This window comes from Microbacterium tumbae (assembly GCF_054780175.1).
Window position 1 is genome coordinate 108,403 of record NZ_BAAGWV010000005.1, and the last position, 16,648, is coordinate 125,050.

The window sequence follows — 16,648 nt, forward strand, 5'->3', positions numbered from 1 at the left end:
AACGTGACGACCATTCAGCAGGCTCCCCGCGCCGCCCTCCGCGAATCCGCGGGGCGGCCGCGCAAGCCGTCCAGACCCATCGCCTGGGGGCTCGTGATCAAGCTCATCGTCGCGGTGCTCCTGGTCATCGAGATCTATCCGCTGTTCTGGCTCCTCACCAGCGCGTTCAAGACGCAGGACGAGATCGTCAGCGCTCCGCTGTGGTCGTTGCCGTCGGGCCTGCAGTGGGAGAACTTCGTCGACGCCGTCACGTCCGGCAACCTCGGCCGCTACGCGCTGAACAGCCTCATCGTGACGGTGCCCTCGCTCGCGCTCATCATCCTGCTCGGCGCGGCGGCGGGCTTCGCCCTGGAGGTCATGGTCTGGAAGGGCAGGAACACGGTGCTCTTCCTCATCGTCGGCGGAATGATGGTCCCGCTGCAGATGGTGCTGCTGCCGCTGTTCACGATCTACTTCAAGACCGGCATCATCAACAGCTATCTGCCGCTGATCATCACCTATGTCGGACACGGCCTGCCCCTGACCGTCTTCCTGATGGCGACCTACTTCCGATCGATCCCGCGCGAGCTGTTCGAGGCGGCGACCCTGGACGGCGGCGGCCCCTACCGCGCGTTCTTCTCGGTCGGCCTCCCCATGGTGCGCAACGGCATCTTCACCGTCGCGCTGCTGCAGTTCTTCTCGGTCTGGAACGATCTGCTCATCGCGCTGACGTTCACCACGGACTCCGATCTGTCGACGATCCAGGTGGGGCTGCTGCACTTCAGCGACGAGTACGGCTCGATCGACTACGGGCCGCTGTTCGCCGGGATCAGCCTCATCGTGTTCGGGACCCTCGCGGTATACCTCTTCATCAACCAGCAGGTCATGAAGGGGCTCACGGCCGGATCGGTGAAGGGGTGATCGTCGACACCCACACCCACACCTGGCCGCGCTGGCCGTACCGGCCGGACGTGCCGGACGCGGACTCCAGGGGGAGCGCGGAGAACCTCGTGCTCGAGATGGACCGCGCAGGGGTGGATGTGGCGCTCGTCGTGAGCGCGCGGATCGAGAACGCCGAGGACAACAACGAGTACGGCCGGGACGCGGCATCCCGGCATCCCGGCCGGCTCCTGCAGATCGCGGATCTGGACAGCCGCTTCGGACCGGACTACCACCGGCCGGGCGCAGCCGACCGGCTGCGGGCCCTGGTGGACCGGCACGATCCGGTCGGCGTCTCGCACTATCTCGCTCCCGAGAACGACGGATGGCTCCTCTCCGACGAGGGGCTGGAGCTCTTCTCCGTCGCCGCCGAGAAGCGGCTGCTGGTGAGCCTCGCCGTCCCGCCGGCCTGGCTCGACGATCTGCGCGCGGTGGCCGGGCGCTTCCCCGAGGTGCCGTTCCTGGTGAACCATCTCGGCGTCGTGATGCTGCACCCCGAGGGCGTGGACGAGGGGCTGAGGCTCGTGCTCGACCACGACGACATCCCCAATCTCCTCGTGAAGGTGTCGGGGTACTACTACGGACATGAGCGTCCGTGGGACTATCCGTACGCCGACCGGCTCCGCATCGTCCGGGCGTTCGCGGAGTCGTGGGGCGTCGGTCGGATGGTATGGGCGTCGGACTGGCCGTCGCTGCTGCCGCATCACAGCTACCGTCAGGCGCTGCAGGTGCTGCGCGAGCATGCCGGCTTCCTGAGCGCCGAGGACGTCGAGAGCATCCAGGGCGGCACGGCCGAGCGCCTGCTGCGGGAGAGGGACAGGATCGCATGAGCGGGGCGCCAGGCGGACGGCCGCGCGTCGGCGTCATCGTGACGGCCGCGGCACGGCAGCGGTACTTCTTCCCGGATGCCGTCGAACGGCTCGGGCGCTCCGCCGAGGTGATCTGGCTCGAGCTCGAGGGGCCGGACCGCACGACGGGCGCTCCGCCGGAGGAGCCGGAGCTGGTCGAGCGCGTGCGGGCGTTCGTCCGCGACCTCGACGCCCTCGTCGTCGGATACGGTTCCCCGCGGATCACCGACGAGATCATGGCGGACGCCCCGCGGCTGCGCATGATCGGCGACACCCACGGCGACCGCTTCGCCGCGCGCGTCGACGTGGAGGCGGCCGCGCGCCGCGGCATCGTCGCGGTGGACACGACCAACGGCTCCTCGGATCCGGTCGCGGAGTGGGCGCTCGGCCTCTCGCTCATCGGATTGCGCAATGCCGGCGCCCACTTCCGCCGTCTGGTCGCGGGAGAGTCGATGTGGCCGGATCGAACCGTGTTCCTGGACGACCCCGGATATCTGAACGGCGAGCTGACCGGGAAGACGGTCGGGCTCATCGCCCTCGGGAACGTCGGACGGCGGCTGCTGGAGCTCCTCGACCCCTTCGGCGTGCACGTGCTGGCATACGATCCCGGCGCTCCCGACGTGCTCGCGAACGCCTACGACATCGACCTCGCCGACCTCGACGTCGTGCTCTCCCGGTCGGACGTCGTGATCTGCCTCGTGCCGTTGACCACGGCGACGGCGGGGATGCTGGGAGCCGCGGAGCTCGCCCTGCTCAAGCCCGGCGCGGTCTTCGTCAACGTCTCGCGCGGACCCGTCGTCGACACCGGGGCGCTGATCGAACGGCTGCGCGCGGGCGACGTGATCGCCTGCCTCGACGTCGTCGACCCGGAGCCCCTGGCGGTGGACTCGCCGCTGCGCGCGATGCCGAACGTGTTCCTCAGCCCGCACATCGCCGGCGTCACGGACGCCGCGGAGCGGCGCTTCTTCGACTACATGGTCGACGAGGTGGAACGGGTGCTCACCGGCATCCGCCCGCGCTTCCGCCTCGTGCCGAGGGAGCAGAGCACGAAGGGCTGAGTCTGCCTCGGCCGAGTCGACGGCCGGCTCGCACGGCGCCCGAGCCGGTCAGGCGGGCTGCCAGTGGGACTGATCGCCCTCCCCACGGCGAACGCCCTCCGCGACCGCGTCGAGCCGTTCCATCGTCGCACCGTCGTAGTGTCCGAGCGAGAGGCCGTCCGCGCCGGACTCGACCGCGGCCCGCACCGCGGAGATCAGCAGCTCCGGCGTGGCCCGTGGCCGCACGCCGAGCGCGGCGATCAGGCGCTGGTCGTCCCGGAGGGCCCGACGCGCCTTCATGAGCTTCGCCCGCTTGACCTCGATGCCCTCTGCCACGCCGCGCTGCTCCGAGTAGTCCGACTCCCGCACGGAGTCGACATGGGCGAAAGCGGTCTTGAAGTCGAGACCCGCCCGCTCGGGGACCGTCATGTAGGTGTTGTAGCGGAACTCGATCCCCGTCCCGGCCGAACGGATCGCCTCCCGCACCATCGCGAGCAGCGCGTTCACCGACCGGACGCGGAACTGCAGCCAGGCGACCAGCCCCGGGTTCTCCAGCAGCAGCGAGGCCTCCGAGACGGCGGACTTGTCGAGGATCTGGCGTTCGTGCACGGCCTCGAGCCCACGGCGGCGCTGCAGAGCGGCGAGATGGCCGACCTCGGCGCGGATCGCGTCCCAGTCGAGCCCCTCGGCGCGCGCCCTGCGCTCGCAGGCGGTGCAGAAGCATCCGCCGGTCGCGACGCCCAGGATGTTCTGCCACCGGCCGGCGACGGGGCGCCCGCCGGGGTCCTCGATGCCGCCGCCGAACAGCACGAGGCAGGTCTGCACGTAGTCGAGGTCGTAGTTGTGGACGAGGTCGCCGAACAGGCTCAGCAGGTAGTCCTGCACCTCCGGCTGGTTCACGCAGGGGAGCGCGCGGCCGTGCTCGTTCGCCTCGGCGGCGCCGGCGAACTCGTCGTCGACATCGCGCTGGAGCAGATCGGGGAACTCCGCCCTGGCGATCCGGGCGTCGAAGACGGTGTGCGAGATCTCGCAGCCGGTGCGCATGCCATGGTCGCGGGCGCCGTCGACGAGCTCGGTCAGCCAGTCATGGTCGCGCAGGAAGTCGCGTTCCGAGGTCAGCGGGCGGATCCGTCCGGTGTAGCGCGACATCTGCGGACGCCAGTACACGCGGGAGTCCTCGGGGAGGTAGTACCGGCGCCTCGGGTTGTGCGGGTAGAACTGTCCGGTCAACGGCCGCTTCTCATGGTGCATGAGCCCCACGAGATAGGCAGAGTTCACGCCGGCGCGGGTCTGCAGGACATCGAGGGCGTGGTCGATCCCCTCGTCCGCGATGTCCCATGCGTACAGGCTTGCTGCGATCTCGTCGAGTGCCATGCCGTCGATCTCCTTCGATTCCGCGGTGCGGGGCGAGGAGGCCAGTTTATGAGACGTTTCAAAATGAGGGAGGCGCTCCCGCGGAATCGGATGCGCCTTCGATACAGTGGAGCGAACGAACGGCGGGCGACGTGCACCGGCGACAGGGAGGCGAGATGGCGAGAGTGGGCATCCGCGAGGTCGCCGCGCTCGCCGGAGTGTCCCTCGGCACGGTCTCGAACTATCTCAACCACCGCGATCGCGTCTCGGCGGAGCGCGCCGAGCGGATCCGTGCGGCCATCGAGTCCCTCGGCTTCGTCCCGAACAACGCGGGTCGGCAGCTGCGACTCGGACGGGGGTCGGCGATCGCCTACCTCGCCCCCGACGTGAGCAACCCCTACTTCACGGAGCTCGCCGAGGCCGTGGAGCTCGCGGCCGCGCAGCGGCGCGTCTCGATGTTCATCGCGAACTCCCACCGCGACCGGGCGCGCGAGGACGACTACCTGCACTTCTTCGAGCAGAACCAGGTGCTCGCGATGCTCGTGGCCTCGCACTGGCCCATCGAGGAGCGCCTGGAGGGGCTTCGCCGGCGCGGCACGCCCTCGGTGCTCGTCGGACAGGCGGCGATGTCGCACGAGCAGGCGTCCATCTCCCTCGACGACGTCGAAGGGGGCCGTCTCGCGATGGCCCATCTCATCGAGGAAGGCTGCGCGAGGGTCGCCGTGGTCGGCGGTCCACTGAACATCACGCAGATCGGCGACCGGCTCGCCGGGGCGAGCGAGGCGATCCGCGCCGCAGGGCGCACGGTGTCGCTCGAGGTCATCCAGGAGGATGACCGTACGATCCGCGGCGGCCGCACCGTCGCCGAGCTGCTCCTGTCCCGCCCGCCGGAGCAGCGCCCGGACGGGATCTTCGCCGTCAACGATCTGCTGGCGCTCGGCATCATGCAGACGCTCGTCGACAGCGGCATCTCCATTCCGCGCGACGTCGCGATCGTGGGCTACGACGACATCGAGTTCGGCGGCGCCTCGCTCATCCCCCTGACCTCGATCGGCGGAAGGCACGCCGATTTCGGCACTGCGGCGGTCGACCTGCTGTTCCAGGAGATCGAGGGGCGCGCCATCAAGCAGCGACATCGCCTGTTCACCCCTGAGCTGGTGGTGCGCGCCAGCTCGCGACGGTAGATTGAGACGATAGTTTTATCGTTTCAATCCGTCGTCGAAGGAGTCCACAGATGATCATCGGAGTCACGGGCAGCGAGGGCAAGCTCGGAAGGGCCACGGTCGCACGGCTGCGGGATGCCGGGCACGAGGTCGTCGGGTTCGATCTCGCCGGTCCGGCAGGGCCGGGATTCACCCGCGTCGACCTGGCCGACTACGGACAGGTCCTCGACGCCCTCCTCGGCGTGACGGCACGGCACTCCGGCTTCGACGCGCTCGTGCATCTCGCCGCCGTCCCCGTCAACGGGCTGGTGCCGGACGTCACGACCTTCGAGAACAACGTGCTGGCGTCCTTCCATGTGCTGCACGCCGCTCATCGCGCCGGCATCCGCACGATCGTCACCGCGTCGAGCATGACCGCCACCGGCTTCCCCTATGAGGTGCCTCCGCCCCGGCTTCCCCTGGACGAGTCGCATACGCAGGCGTTCAACACCTACGCGCTCGGCAAGGTCGTCGAGGAGGCGATGGCCGCTCAGCTGGTGGGATGGGCGGATGGCGCGTCGATCACCGCGCTGCGGTTCACGAACGTCGTCGCAGAGGGGGAGTACGCCACCTTCGAGCGCGCCGGGGAGCCCGGCTACCGGCGCGATCTGCTCGGATCATGGGTCGACGCCCGTGACGGGGCGCTCGCCGTCCAGCTCGCGCTGGAGCAGGCGCGACCCGGCTTCGAGGTGTATCACGTGGCGCATCCGCTCTCGGGGATCGTGTCGACGTCCAGGGAAGCCGCGGAGCGGTGGTTCCCCGGGGTGCCCGTCGCCGAGGATCTCGGCGAGTACGAGTCGCTGTTCTCGGTCCGCAAGATCCAGGAGCGGCTCGGTTTCGCTCCGGAGCACGACTGGCGCTGATCCGTGTCTCCCGTTCGTCCTGTTCGTTGAGCGAGGGCTTCTTCCCCGTTCGTTGAGCGAGGACTTCTTTCCCGTTCGTTGAGCGAGGACGCGGAGCGACCGAGTCGAAACGGGTCTTGGGGTGGGGCGTTTCGACTCGCTGCGCTCGCTCAACGAACGGGTGGGGTGCGCTCGCTCGACGAGCGTGGGGGGTGGTGTTCGTTCGACGAACGGGTGGGGCGCGTTCGCTGGACGAGCGTGGGCGTTCGTTGAACGGGGCCGGCGGGGCCGTCTTCTTTCCCGTTCGTTGAGCGAGGACGCGGAGCGACCGAGTCGAAGCGGGTCTTGGGGTGGGGCGTTTCGACTCGCTGCGCTCGCTCAACGAACGGGTGGGGTGCGCTCGCTCGATGAGCGGGGGGCGTTCGTTCGACGAACGGGTGGGCTGCGCTCGCTCGACGAACGGGTGGGATGCGTTCGCGCGACGAGCGTGGGGGGAGGGGGATGCTCGCCCCACGAAGGGACGGACGAGGGGGCGATGCCTCAGAGCCTCGCCCACGCGCCGGGACGGAGCTCCTGCTCGATCGGATCGCCGCCCGGAGGCCGGACGACGATCCGTCGGGCGACCAGGTCCAGATTCGCGACGAGCACGACATCGCTCCCGTCGCGGCGCGATCCGATCGCCCAGACGAGCCCGTCCGGGCTGCCGCCGGTGAGCAGCGCGCCGCCCTCGAGCGCGACCAGCGCTGCCAGGGCATCCGCCGCAGGCGTCCCCTCGATCCCGCGCGGTCCTCGCGTCTCGAACCAGCTGAGCGAGGCGACGCCGGAGACGGCGAGAGCGGCCGCGCTCGCCACGAGCCATGCCGCCAGCTCCGGGGCCGACTGGCGGGCGTCGGACGCGCCCGTGAACTCGGCGCCGTAGCCTTCGGCGAGATCCGCGCGCGCAGGCGTCGGCTCCGGGGTCGTCGCGACATTGTTGAAGCGCGGTCGCAGCGAGACCGGCCCGATGTGCACCGGCAGTCCGTCCGCGATGCGCACGGACTGCTCCGCGATGAGGCGCTGCATCGCGAGCGCCTCCACGAGCTGCTCCGTGTCGACGGCGTGGAAGAGGGGAGTGGTGTTCACCGCGATCCCGTCCACGTGGCGTGGGATGCGCTGCTGCTCGCGGTTCAGCTCGGTGAAGTGCGAGCGCGCGCCGCCGAGCACCGGAACCTCGGGGCCTGTCCGCCGCAAGGCGGAGCGCAGCGCGAGGAGCGTCGGCTCGTCGCTCACATGCCGTCCGGCGTCGAAGGCCGTCAGCCTGAGGACGTCCAGCCCGGCGAGCGCGTGCGCCGCGGCGCCGAGCGCCTCGTCGTCCCCGTCCGTGACGATCCGCACGTCCAGCGGCAGGCCGTCCACCGCTGCACGTTCCAGCGCCGCCGCCCAGTTCGGCGTGGTCAGGTTCAGCTCCACGACGCGGAAGGCGCCGGCATCCGATGCGGCGACGGGGTCGGGCGCCGTCGAGGCCTCCACGCCGATCGCGGGGAACGGCCCTGCCTCTGCCAGCTCGATCGCGGACGGCGTCGCCTCCGGCGTCGAAGGAGCGCCGAGACGGTCGACGCGGATCGTGATCGACTGCCGGATGCGCTCTCCGGCTTCCAGGCGATAGGGATAGGGCAGCCCGAGGGGACGGCTGTACGTCTTGAAGGAGGCGTCGGACCAGTTGCGCTGATCCTCCATCTCGAAGACGTCGCCCTCGAACGCCAATCCGGGGCCGTCGTCGATGCGCAGCTCGCGGATGTCCATGATCGGCTGGTGCGCGCTGATGTCCACCGGGAAGGCCGTGCGCTCCGAGGATCCGTCGTCGTGCACGACCGTCGCGCCGACGCCGGCGGAGGACGCCGGATGCAGGACGACGAGGCCCGCGCGGCAGGTGTCGAAGGCCGGGCCGTTCCCGGCGTCCCAGGAGATCGTGAGCGCTGCGGGCTCCGCCCGGACCGTCAGCCGCGAGGCGATCTCCGCGCCGAGGCCCTCATGACGCAGCTCCAGCACGAGCAGGGAGTCCGCGCTCGAGACGGACCGGACCTGCACGGGAACGGTCAGCCAGCCTCGGTCGCGCACGGCGGCGCGCACCGCGCGCACCAGCATCCGCCCGCGGTGTCCGATCTCGGCGATCTCGTCGCCGCGGAGCTCGACCTCCCACCCGTGCGCGCTCCATCGCATCGCGTCCGTCCGCCACCACGGATCTCTCGTCGAAACCACTTCTCGAGCGTAACCGGTTGACCAATTGAACGATAGTCTCGACCGAGGACGGATCGAGCGGAAAGGACCGCGATGACGGGCAATCGGGCTGACGAGGGCAACTGGGCCGGAACACATCGGTATCGAGCGCCGCGTCGTGTGACGGTCGCCTCCGAAGCGCAGCTGCGCGCGGCGCTGAACGGCACCGGCCCCGTGCACGCGCTCGGCACCCGGCACTCCTTCACGGATCTCCCCGACACCGCGGGCACCCTCATCGAGATGTCCGCCTTCGACGCCCCCGCGGTGATCGACGCCGAGAACCGCACTGTGCGCATCACCGCCGGCACCCGCTATGGGGTGCTCGCCCGGCAGCTGCACGACGGGGGCTGGGCGCTGCACAACACCGGCTCCCTCCCGCACATCAGCGTCGGAGGGGCGACCTCCACGGGCACGCACGGCTCGGGAGACCGGCACGGGATCCTGACGACGGCCATCCGCTCGCTGCGGTTCATGGATGCCGCCGGCGAGATCCGCGAGATCAGCCGGGGCGAGACGGACTTCCCGGCCGTCGCCGTCGGCGTCGGCGCCTTCGGCATCCTCACCGAGCTGACACTCGACATCCAGCCCACCTATCTGGTCAGGCAGGACCTCTACGAGGGCATCGGCTGGGACGCGCTCCTGGACGACGTCGAGGCTGTCACGGCCGCGGGCGACAGCGTCTCGGTCTTCACGCGCTGGGGCGAGGACCTCGGCTGGGTCTGGGTCAAGCGCCGAGTCGCCGATCCCGTCGCCCCCGAGCCGGCCGGCCTGCTCGGCGGTCGGCTGTCGGAGGTCGGCCTCTCGCCGCTCGGGCTCGGCGACAATGTCACCGAGATCGGGACCGACGGCCCGTGGTACCAGCGCTGGCCGCACTTCCGCGCCGACGCCGAGCCATCGCGGGGCGATGAGATCCAGTCAGAGTACTTCGTGGACCGCGCGGACGCCGCCGACGCCCTCCGTGCCGTGCGGGAGGCCGTCGCCCCCTTCCTCGAGCACCTCATCTGGAGCGAGCTGCGCACGGCCGCCGCCGACGATCTGTGGCTGAGCGGCGCCTATCGGCGCGATGCCTTCATCATCCACTTCACGTGGGAGAACCATCCCGACGAGGTCACGGCGGCGCTGCGCGTCATCGAGCCGGCCCTCGCGCCCTTCGGAGCCCGTCCGCACTGGGGCAAACGTCACCTGTTCGAGCGCACGGACGTAGAAGCCGTGGTGCCGCGCCTCGCCGACGCTCGCGCCGTGTTCGAGCGGCTGGATCCCGATGGGCGCTTCGTCAACGAGCACCTCGTCCGCGTGGGGCTGCGCGAGGCGCGCTGAGCGACGGCGTCCCGCGTCCGTTCTGCAGGACGGTCCGTCCGTTCTGCAGGGCCATCCGGGCGGTGAGGGCGCGTCTCAGCGGGAAAGCCGGCGTCTCGCCCGAAATGATCCTGCAGAACGCCGCGTGCTCCTGCACAACGGAACCGGTCAGCGGCCGAGCGTGCTCTGCCGCGGCACGATCGGCACGGGGACGACGACGCGCTCGTGCACATGGCCGGGCTGCGCCTCGGCGTTCAGCAGCCGGATCGCCTCCGCGCCCATCTCCTGACCAGGCAGCTCGATCGAGGTCAGGGTGACCCAATCCATGCCGTTGTCACGATGGTCGCCGTCCAGGCCGATCACCGCGATGTCCTCGGGGACGCGCAGCTCCGAATGCCCCCTGAGATGCTTCAGCACCCCGGCGGCGAGATCGTCGGACACCCCGAGGACGGCGATGCGCTCCTCGCGCTCGTCCGTGAGGATCCTCGCCGCGGCTGCCTCCCCCGCCGCGGTGTCGAGTCCGTTCGAGAGGATCTCGGTCAGGCGGACGCCCCTCGCCGCCGCTGCGGCACGCGCGCCGCGGCGGCGCTCGGTGACGGGCTGCACGATGTCCGCGATCGCGAGGAAGTAGGCGTGCCGGATCCCGAGATCGGCGATGTGCTCGACGGCCGATCCGCCGGCCTGCGCGTTGTCCATGAGCACGGTGCACCAGTCTGCGCCCGGCACGTCGTAGTTGATCACGACGACCGGACGCACATGGTTGCGGATCCGCTCGATGCCGGCCGTGGGGTCGCGCATGGAGGCGACCAGGACGCCGTCGGCCCTGGCCTCGGCGAAGTACTCCAGATAGGAGTCCTGCAGGTCGTGCTGCTCGACGCCGACGGCGAGCGCGTGCGCGTTGAAGAGGCTGTTGGCCATCACGAGCCGCTGGCCGCGGGCCGACGCCGTCGCCTGCGCGCCGCGCGCGATCCGTACGAAGAGCTCGTTGACGAGATCGGGGGTGACCAGTCCGAGACTGTCCGAGCGGTTCCGGATCAGCGTGCGCCCCGCGGAGCTGCGGATGTAGCCGAGCCGCTCGATCGCATCCTGCACGCGCTGCAGCGTGTCCTCGGCCAGCCGGTCGGGATTGTTCAGGGCGTTGGACACCGTGCCGACGGACACGCCCGCTGCGCGGGCGACGGCGTTGATGTTCGGGTTCGCCCTCCGCGTCGTCTTCGACCCCTGCACTGCGCTCCGTCCGGTATGCGTTTCCACGTCATCGTACGGGACGCCGTGTGCGCGCCCAGCAGCGCTACAGCGAGGTCATGCCGCCGTCGACCTGGAAGATCGCACCGGTGGCGAAGGCTCCGTCGTCACCGGCGAGGTACACCATGATGCCGGCGACGTCGTCCGGCGTGCCCGCGCGGCCGATCGGGATGCGGCTGACGATCGCGGCCCGTGACTCCGGATCCTCGCTGATCGCGGCGACCAGCGGGGTCTCGGTGTAGGCAGGCTGGACGGTGTTCACGCGGATCCCTCGATCCGCGTACGCGGCGGCGACGGTGCGTCCGAGGCCGTGGATGCCGGCCTTCGTCGCGCTGTAGGCGGTGAAGTCCTTGCCCTCGCCGTTGACGCCCGTGGGGCTGCCGGTGAGGATGATCGACCCGCCGCCCGTGGCGAGCATCGAGCGGACCGCGTGCTTGACGGTGAGGAACGTGCCGGTGAGGTTGATGTCCACCGTCCGCCGCCAGACCTCGAGGTCGAGATCGGCCGCTTTGGCATCCTGCCCGAACAGCTGCACTCCGGCGTTGGCGACGACGACGTCGGGCGCCCACCCGTCCGCCGCGACCGCGGCGAAGCCGGCGGCGACGGCGTCCTCGTCGGAGATGTCCATGGTCACGGCCCGCGCGTTGGCACCCAGTTCGGCGGCCGCGGCGGCCGCACCTTCGCCATCGCGGTCGGCGAGGACCACCCTCGCGCCTTCGCGGACGAAGCGCTGGGCGACGGCGAGGCCGATGCCCAGCGCCGCACCCGTGACGAGCGCGGTCTTTCCCTCGAGCTGCCCCATGATCAGCGCTCGATGCGGTCGAGGTGCAGCATGGCGGCGAGGTTGCGGTCGAGCTCGTCGTCGCGGAAGATCTTCTTCCAGTCCTCCTTGATGATGCTGTCGCGACCGTACTGCATCGCGATGAGGCAGGCGTCCGAGAACGGGTTGTCGCCGCGCAGGCCGTTGGCCAGCGCCACCTGCGTGTGACCGTAGAGGATGCTGCGCGCCGCCGCCTCCGGGACGCCCATCGTGTTCACCGTCTCCTGCAGCGCCTCGTTGAGGAGGTCGCCGATCATGCAGGCGACGGTCTCGACGAGCGTCGGCTCGAGCTGGGCGAGCTGCTTGATCGTGACCCAGTGCACGTCGACGACCGGCGCGTAGATCGCCCGCACGGTCTCCTCGACGATCGCCTTCTTCGCCTCGTCGTCGCTCTCGATCGCGGCGATGGCGTCCTGAGGGGCGGCGATCCCGCCGAAGGTGTCCGCCCACTGCTCCGGCGTCTCGCGCTGCAGGAAGATCGACGGGTGGCAGGGGTGCGCGACGGCCTGGACGACGTCCTCGCGGGTGGTGAGCAGTCCCGCGTAGGCGGCGGCGGGATCCAGCGTCAGGACGATCGCCCCCGACTTGAGCTGGGGGACGAGCTCCGCCGTGACCGGGCCGAGTGCGAGATCCGGCACCGCGAGCACGACGATGTCCGCGTCGGCGGCCGCGACGGATGCCTCGGTGAGCTCGCGCCCGGCATCCGTCGTGCGCTGCCGGCCGGCCGGCGAGTTCTCCACGTACCGGACGGCGTGATCCGTCTTCACGAGATTGTTGGACACGCGCATGCCCATCTTGCCGCCCGCGCCGATGACCGCGATGGTGTGGCTCATTGTGTGCTCCTCAGGTGTTCCAGGGTGATGCGGGTCCATTCCCGCTCGGTTCGGATGGTGGTCTCGGCATCCCCCTGCCAGGGAAGCCAGTGCTCGACGATCTCGTTGATCCCCCGCTCGCGAGGACGGACCATCGTCCGCAGGTGCGCGTAGTCGTGCAGGCCCGAGCCCATGGGGGCGCCGGAGTAGGTGAAGCCGACCCAGCCGGGCTGGCGGGCGAAGGCGAAGTCCTTGACGTGCACGTTCCTCGTCAGCGCGGCGGTCTGCTCGACGCAGATTCGCGGACTCTCCAGCTGCGCGACGACGTTCGCCGGGTCGAGGCAGATGCCGAGCCGTTCGCTGCCGACGTGTTCGATGATCCCGATGAGATCGGCGGTGGGGACCTGCTCGTAGGTCTCGAGGGCGAGGGTGACCCCCGCGGTCTCGTAGGCGCGGATGCCGCTGCGCAGCCACGTCTCCGCCTCGGCGGCGCTCGGGCGGGAGTCCGGGCCGTAGAGCATGCTGCGCACCAGCTTCGCCTCGAAGATCTCCGCCAGCCGCAGGTATCCGCTGAGGTGCTCGGGCACGATGCCCTTGGTGCCGAGCTCGATCGCGATGCCGAGGTCCCGCGCGGCCGCTGCGGCGTCGCGCAGCTCGGCATCCGTCATCGCGTCGAGGGGCGCGTAGTCGCAGATCTGGAAGAGGTCGACGTCCTGTGCGCGGGTGTCCTCGAGCACGCCGATCAGGCTGAGCGGCTCGGGCATGCGATCGGAGTGCTGCCAGAAGTACGCGTAGGTTCCCAAGCCGATCATGCGCGGTCACCCGCCCGAGCGGCCGCCTCGTCGAGGACGGTGAGGAGGGCGTCCGGGTCGTGGGCGAAGCGGCCGAGGAAGAGGCCGTCGACGGCGTCGCCGAGAGCGGTGAGGAGTCCTGGACCGGCGGCGCCCCCGTAGATGACGCTCGAGCCGTCGCGGGCGGGATCGGCCTCGAGCGCGGAGCGCAGGGCCGAGGCGACGACGCGGATGTGATCGTGGCCGGCGGGCTCCGGGGCTCCGATCGCCCAGACCGGCTCGTAGGCGACGATGACCGATCCCGCCGGCGCGCCTGCGAGGGAGGCCGTCAGCTGTGCGGTCGCGACGGCCGCGGCATCCTGCGGATCCTGCCGTTCCGTCTCGCCGATGCAGAGGAGCGGGGTGAGACCGGCGGCCAGGGACTGTCTCGTCTTCGCGGCGACGATCTCATCGGTCTCCCCGTGCAGCCGCCGCCGTTCGGCGTGGCCGATCTCCGCGATCGAGGCGCCGACCTCGGCGAGCTCGGCGGCCGAGACCTCGCCGGTGAACGCGCCGGACTTCTCGGCGGCGATATCCTGCCCGCCGATGCGGACGAGGGTGCCGGCGAAGGCCTCGACGGCAGGGAGGATCTGCAGATAGGTGGGGGTGAGGAACAGCTCGACCGTGCCGTCGGCGATGCCCTCGTGCGCACGGACGCGCTCGGCGACCTGGGCGAACCAGGTGCGCGCGCGTTCGTGCCCGAAGTACATCTTCAGGCTCACTCCGACGGTGGTCTTCGCCATCAGCAGCTTCCGGTGGACTCGTACTGCTCGAGGACCGCGACCTTCTCGGCCGAAGCGCTGGTGGTGTCGAAGCGGTACGTGAGCCACTCGCGCACGTTGCGGCGGGCGACCTCGATGCCGATGACGCGCTGTCCCATGCAGAGCACCTGTGCGTCGTTGGAGAGGATCGAGCGTTCGACGGAGAAGGAGTCGTGCGCGGTCACGGCGCGGATGCCGGGCACCTTGTTCGCGCTGATGGCGACGCCGAGGCCCGTGCCGCAGAGGAGGATCGCCCGATCGGCCTCGCCCCTGGCGACGCGCTCCGCGGCCTCGATCGCGACCTTCGGATAGGGGGTGTGGCCGTCGGCGTCCACTCCCACGTCGACGACGGAGGCGACGCCGGGGTTGTTCTCGAGATCCCTCTTGATGATCTCCTTGTAGTCGAAGCCGGCGTCGTCGGAGCCGATCACGAGGCGCAGCGGTTCGGTCATGGGATGTCCTTTCGGTCGCGATCGGCGAGCAGCTCGCCGATGCGGGTGGCGATGAGCGCGAGGGAGATCGCGCCGGGGTCCGGGGTTCCGATGGCGTGCTCGCCGTGCGTGCGCGCCCGCCCCATGCGCGGCAGCAGGTCGGCGGTGGCGTCGGCGGCGCGGGTCGCGGCGGCCGCGGCGGCCCGCCAGGCGTCCGCGAGCCGGGCGCCGTTGTCCGTGGCGGTGGTCAGTTCGCTCGTGAAGGGGATGAGGGCGTCGACGAGGGTCTTGTCGCCGACCTCGGCCTTGCCGTAGGTCTGCACGCCCCTCGCCCCGTCGGCGACGCCGGAGGACACGGCGCAGGCGTCCGGCCGGCCGGCATCGCCCAGTCGCGCGGCGACGGCGTTCAGGATGACGCCCCAGAGGGCCCCTGACGTGCCGCCGGCCCGGTCGGCCCAGGCGTCCGCGGCACGGGCGAGGGCGGTCTGCGCTCCGGCGCCCGCCTCCACCGCGGCGATCCCCGCGGCGAGAGCGGCATGAGAGCCGCGCTGCATGCCGATGCCGTGGTCTCCGTCGCCGGCGACGGCGTCGATCCTGCCGAGCTCCTCGACGTTCTCGTCGATGGTGTCCGCGATCACCTGCAGAGCTGCGCGCACGATCGCGGCGACCTCCTGCGATGCGCTGTCACCGGGCGTGATCTCCTCTTCGGATGCGGCGATGTCCGCCGCATCCGCCTGTGCGGCGGCGACGACCGAGCCCCGGCGGTAGGCGGGGGAGTCGACCGGCGTGTCCCAGAGGCGCTCGAGCTCCTCGTCCAGCCAGAAGAGCGTGAGCGAGGTGCCGGCCATGTCGAAGGAGGTGCAGTACTCGCCGACGTGCGGATCCACGACGACCAGTCCGGCTTCGTCGAGGAGCTGGGCGATCCGGCGGTAGACGACGAACATCTCCTCGTGCTTCAGTGAGCCGAGCCCGTTCAGGATCGGGACGACACGGGATCCCACGACCTCGAGGCCCTGCGGGACCTCGGCGAGAAGCTTCGAGACGAGGAGGGCGGCGAGCTCGTCGGCCGTGGGGATGTCGGTCTCCTCGATGCCCGGCTCGCCGTGGATGCCGAGGCCGATCGCCATGCGTCCTTCCGGGACGGTGAAGAGAGGGGCAGGAGCTCCGGGAAGGGTGCAGCCGGTGAAGGCGACCCCGATCGAACGGGTGCGCTCGTTCGCACGCGCGGCGATCTCGGCGACTCCGGCCAGATCGTAACCGGCCTCCGCGGCGGCCGCGGCGGCGCGGAACACGGTGAGATCGCCCGCGATGCCGCGGCGCTTGCGCCGCTCCTCGGGCGAGGCGCTGAAGATGTCGTCGGTGACGGTCACGGTCGCGGCCTCGATGCCCTCGCCGCGCAGCCTCTCCTGCGCGGCGTCGAAGTTCAGGACGTCGCCGGCGTAGTTGCCGTAGGCGAAGAACACCCCGGCCCCGCGGTGGGCCGCGGTGGCGACGGCATGGATCTGCTGGGCGGAGGGGGAGGCGAACAGGTTCCCCATCGCCGCGCCATGCGCAAGCCCCTGGCCGACGAGTCCGCCGAACGCGGGGTAGTGGCCGGACCCGCCGCCGATGACGACGGCGACCTGGCCCTCGGGCACGACCGTCGAGCGCACCACGCCGCCGGAGACGCGACGCACCGACCGCGCGTTGGCGGCGACGAAGCCCTCGATCATCTCGTCCGCGAAGTCCGCGGGGTCGTTCCACAGCCGGGTCATCGGCTCGTTCCCGCTGCTGCGGCGAAGCGGAGCCGGATCGCGGAGCGTGCGAGCGGGCTCGCGGTCTGGGTGTTGTCCACGGCGACTCCTGGATCGACGGCGATTTGCATGGCACCGCCCATTTTGGCAAACCGGTTGACCAGTTGCAACTGCGGAACCCGTTTCAGGGCGTACGCCCGTCCGGGACCGGAGGAAGATGACAGGATGATTCCACGCGCATCGATCAGCATCCGTTCTGCGAAG

The 16,648-nt window shown here is 70.6% G+C and carries 16 protein-coding genes; 6 read left to right on the forward strand and 10 right to left on the reverse strand.

Annotated elements, in window-relative coordinates; genetic code table 11:
- Positions 1-3: 3 nt before the first annotated feature.
- From ACYVGQ_RS18100 to ACYVGQ_RS18110, 3 genes are read left to right on the forward strand one after another with little or no spacing between them, the layout of a single operon-like run.
- Positions 4-900, forward strand: coding sequence for a carbohydrate ABC transporter permease (locus ACYVGQ_RS18100; RefSeq protein ID WP_460786082.1), 897 nt, complete (start codon positions 4-6; stop codon positions 898-900).
- On the forward strand, positions 897-1,748 hold the full coding sequence (locus ACYVGQ_RS18105; protein WP_460786083.1) for an amidohydrolase family protein: 852 nt from the start codon (positions 897-899) through the stop codon (positions 1,746-1,748). Before ACYVGQ_RS18100 ends, ACYVGQ_RS18105 begins: the two co-directional genes overlap by 4 nt.
- Entirely contained in the window at positions 1,745-2,824 is a 1,080-nt protein-coding gene (locus ACYVGQ_RS18110; protein ID WP_460786084.1) for an NAD(P)-dependent oxidoreductase, read from the forward strand. The genes ACYVGQ_RS18105 and ACYVGQ_RS18110 overlap by 4 nt, the downstream gene beginning before the upstream one ends.
- Before the next feature lie 48 nt (positions 2,825-2,872).
- Here the strand turns inward: ACYVGQ_RS18110 and ACYVGQ_RS18115 are convergent, their stop codons facing one another.
- Positions 2,873-4,177, reverse strand: coding sequence for a hypothetical protein (locus ACYVGQ_RS18115; RefSeq protein ID WP_460786085.1), 1,305 nt, complete (start codon positions 4,175-4,177; stop codon positions 2,873-2,875).
- Between the two features lie 155 nt (positions 4,178-4,332).
- On the opposite strand from ACYVGQ_RS18115, the gene ACYVGQ_RS18120 reads away from it, so the two are divergent.
- Entirely contained in the window at positions 4,333-5,340 is a 1,008-nt protein-coding gene (locus tag ACYVGQ_RS18120) for a LacI family DNA-binding transcriptional regulator (protein WP_460786086.1), read from the forward strand.
- 50 nt (positions 5,341-5,390) lie between these two features.
- Positions 5,391-6,221: an NAD-dependent epimerase/dehydratase family protein gene (locus tag ACYVGQ_RS18125; protein ID WP_460786087.1), complete on the forward strand. Its 831-nt coding sequence runs from the start codon at positions 5,391-5,393 to the stop codon at positions 6,219-6,221.
- Positions 6,222-6,740: 519 nt separating this feature from the next.
- Here ACYVGQ_RS18125 and ACYVGQ_RS18130 read toward each other — a convergent pair.
- The gene (locus ACYVGQ_RS18130; RefSeq protein ID WP_460786088.1) at positions 6,741-8,438 is read right to left on the reverse strand and encodes a hypothetical protein; all 1,698 of its coding nucleotides are present in this window, start codon (positions 8,436-8,438) and stop codon (positions 6,741-6,743) included.
- 72 nt (positions 8,439-8,510) lie between these two features.
- On the opposite strand from ACYVGQ_RS18130, the gene ACYVGQ_RS18135 reads away from it, so the two are divergent.
- Entirely contained in the window at positions 8,511-9,773 is a 1,263-nt protein-coding gene (locus ACYVGQ_RS18135) for an FAD-binding protein (protein WP_460786089.1), read from the forward strand.
- A gap of 147 nt (positions 9,774-9,920) precedes the next feature.
- Here ACYVGQ_RS18135 and ACYVGQ_RS18140 read toward each other — a convergent pair whose 3' ends face one another.
- Genes ACYVGQ_RS18140 through ACYVGQ_RS18175 form a run of 8 tightly spaced genes read right to left on the reverse strand, consistent with a single transcriptional unit; the run spans position 9,921 to position 16,635 of the window.
- Positions 9,921-11,006, reverse strand: a complete 1,086-nt coding sequence (locus ACYVGQ_RS18140; RefSeq protein ID WP_460786090.1) for a LacI family DNA-binding transcriptional regulator — start codon at positions 11,004-11,006, stop codon at positions 9,921-9,923.
- A 37-nt stretch (positions 11,007-11,043) separates the two neighbouring features.
- Complete coding sequence (locus ACYVGQ_RS18145; RefSeq protein ID WP_460786091.1) at positions 11,044-11,799, reverse strand: SDR family NAD(P)-dependent oxidoreductase; 756 nt, start codon at positions 11,797-11,799, stop codon at positions 11,044-11,046.
- A gap of 2 nt (positions 11,800-11,801) precedes the next feature.
- Positions 11,802-12,650, reverse strand: a complete 849-nt coding sequence (locus tag ACYVGQ_RS18150; protein ID WP_460786092.1) for a phosphogluconate dehydrogenase C-terminal domain-containing protein — start codon at positions 12,648-12,650, stop codon at positions 11,802-11,804.
- The gene (locus ACYVGQ_RS18155) at positions 12,647-13,441 is read right to left on the reverse strand and encodes a TIM barrel protein (protein ID WP_460786093.1); all 795 of its coding nucleotides are present in this window, start codon (positions 13,439-13,441) and stop codon (positions 12,647-12,649) included. Before ACYVGQ_RS18155 ends, ACYVGQ_RS18150 begins: the two co-directional genes overlap by 4 nt.
- Positions 13,438-14,202: a triose-phosphate isomerase family protein gene (locus ACYVGQ_RS18160; RefSeq protein WP_460786094.1), complete on the reverse strand. Its 765-nt coding sequence runs from the start codon at positions 14,200-14,202 to the stop codon at positions 13,438-13,440. The genes ACYVGQ_RS18155 and ACYVGQ_RS18160 overlap by 4 nt, the downstream gene beginning before the upstream one ends.
- Entirely contained in the window at positions 14,202-14,672 is a 471-nt protein-coding gene (locus ACYVGQ_RS18165; RefSeq protein WP_460786095.1) for a ribose-5-phosphate isomerase, read from the reverse strand. Before ACYVGQ_RS18165 ends, ACYVGQ_RS18160 begins: the two co-directional genes overlap by 1 nt.
- Positions 14,669-16,405 (reverse strand): dihydroxyacetone kinase family protein, encoded by a 1,737-nt coding sequence (locus ACYVGQ_RS18170; protein ID WP_460786096.1) that lies wholly within the window; start codon positions 16,403-16,405, stop codon positions 14,669-14,671. The genes ACYVGQ_RS18165 and ACYVGQ_RS18170 overlap by 4 nt, the downstream gene beginning before the upstream one ends.
- Positions 16,402-16,635 (reverse strand): hypothetical protein, encoded by a 234-nt coding sequence (locus ACYVGQ_RS18175; protein ID WP_460786097.1) that lies wholly within the window; start codon positions 16,633-16,635, stop codon positions 16,402-16,404. The genes ACYVGQ_RS18170 and ACYVGQ_RS18175 overlap by 4 nt, the downstream gene beginning before the upstream one ends.
- Positions 16,636-16,648 lie beyond the last annotated feature (13 nt).

Bases quoted from the DNA above. Each gene is read 5' to 3' on its own strand.
- ACYVGQ_RS18125 (WP_460786087.1), top strand. From the start codon at position 5,391: ATGATCATCGGAGTCACGGGCAGCGAGGGCAAGCTCGGAAGGGCCACG.
- ACYVGQ_RS18120 (WP_460786086.1), top strand. From the start codon at position 4,333: ATGGCGAGAGTGGGCATCCGCGAGGTCGCCGCGCTCGCCGGAGTGTCC.
- ACYVGQ_RS18110 (WP_460786084.1), top strand. From the start codon at position 1,745: ATGAGCGGGGCGCCAGGCGGACGGCCGCGCGTCGGCGTCATCGTGACG.
- ACYVGQ_RS18150 (WP_460786092.1), bottom strand. From the start codon at position 12,650: ATGAGCCACACCATCGCGGTCATCGGCGCGGGCGGCAAGATGGGCATG.
- ACYVGQ_RS18155 (WP_460786093.1), bottom strand. From the start codon at position 13,441: ATGATCGGCTTGGGAACCTACGCGTACTTCTGGCAGCACTCCGATCGC.
- ACYVGQ_RS18135 (WP_460786089.1), top strand. From the start codon at position 8,511: ATGACGGGCAATCGGGCTGACGAGGGCAACTGGGCCGGAACACATCGG.
- ACYVGQ_RS18145 (WP_460786091.1), bottom strand. From the start codon at position 11,799: ATGGGGCAGCTCGAGGGAAAGACCGCGCTCGTCACGGGTGCGGCGCTG.
- ACYVGQ_RS18175 (WP_460786097.1), bottom strand. From the start codon at position 16,635: ATGCTGATCGATGCGCGTGGAATCATCCTGTCATCTTCCTCCGGTCCC.
- ACYVGQ_RS18165 (WP_460786095.1), bottom strand. From the start codon at position 14,672: ATGACCGAACCGCTGCGCCTCGTGATCGGCTCCGACGACGCCGGCTTC.
- ACYVGQ_RS18170 (WP_460786096.1), bottom strand. From the start codon at position 16,405: ATGACCCGGCTGTGGAACGACCCCGCGGACTTCGCGGACGAGATGATC.
- ACYVGQ_RS18160 (WP_460786094.1), bottom strand. From the start codon at position 14,202: ATGGCGAAGACCACCGTCGGAGTGAGCCTGAAGATGTACTTCGGGCAC.
- ACYVGQ_RS18115 (WP_460786085.1), bottom strand. From the start codon at position 4,177: ATGGCACTCGACGAGATCGCAGCAAGCCTGTACGCATGGGACATCGCG.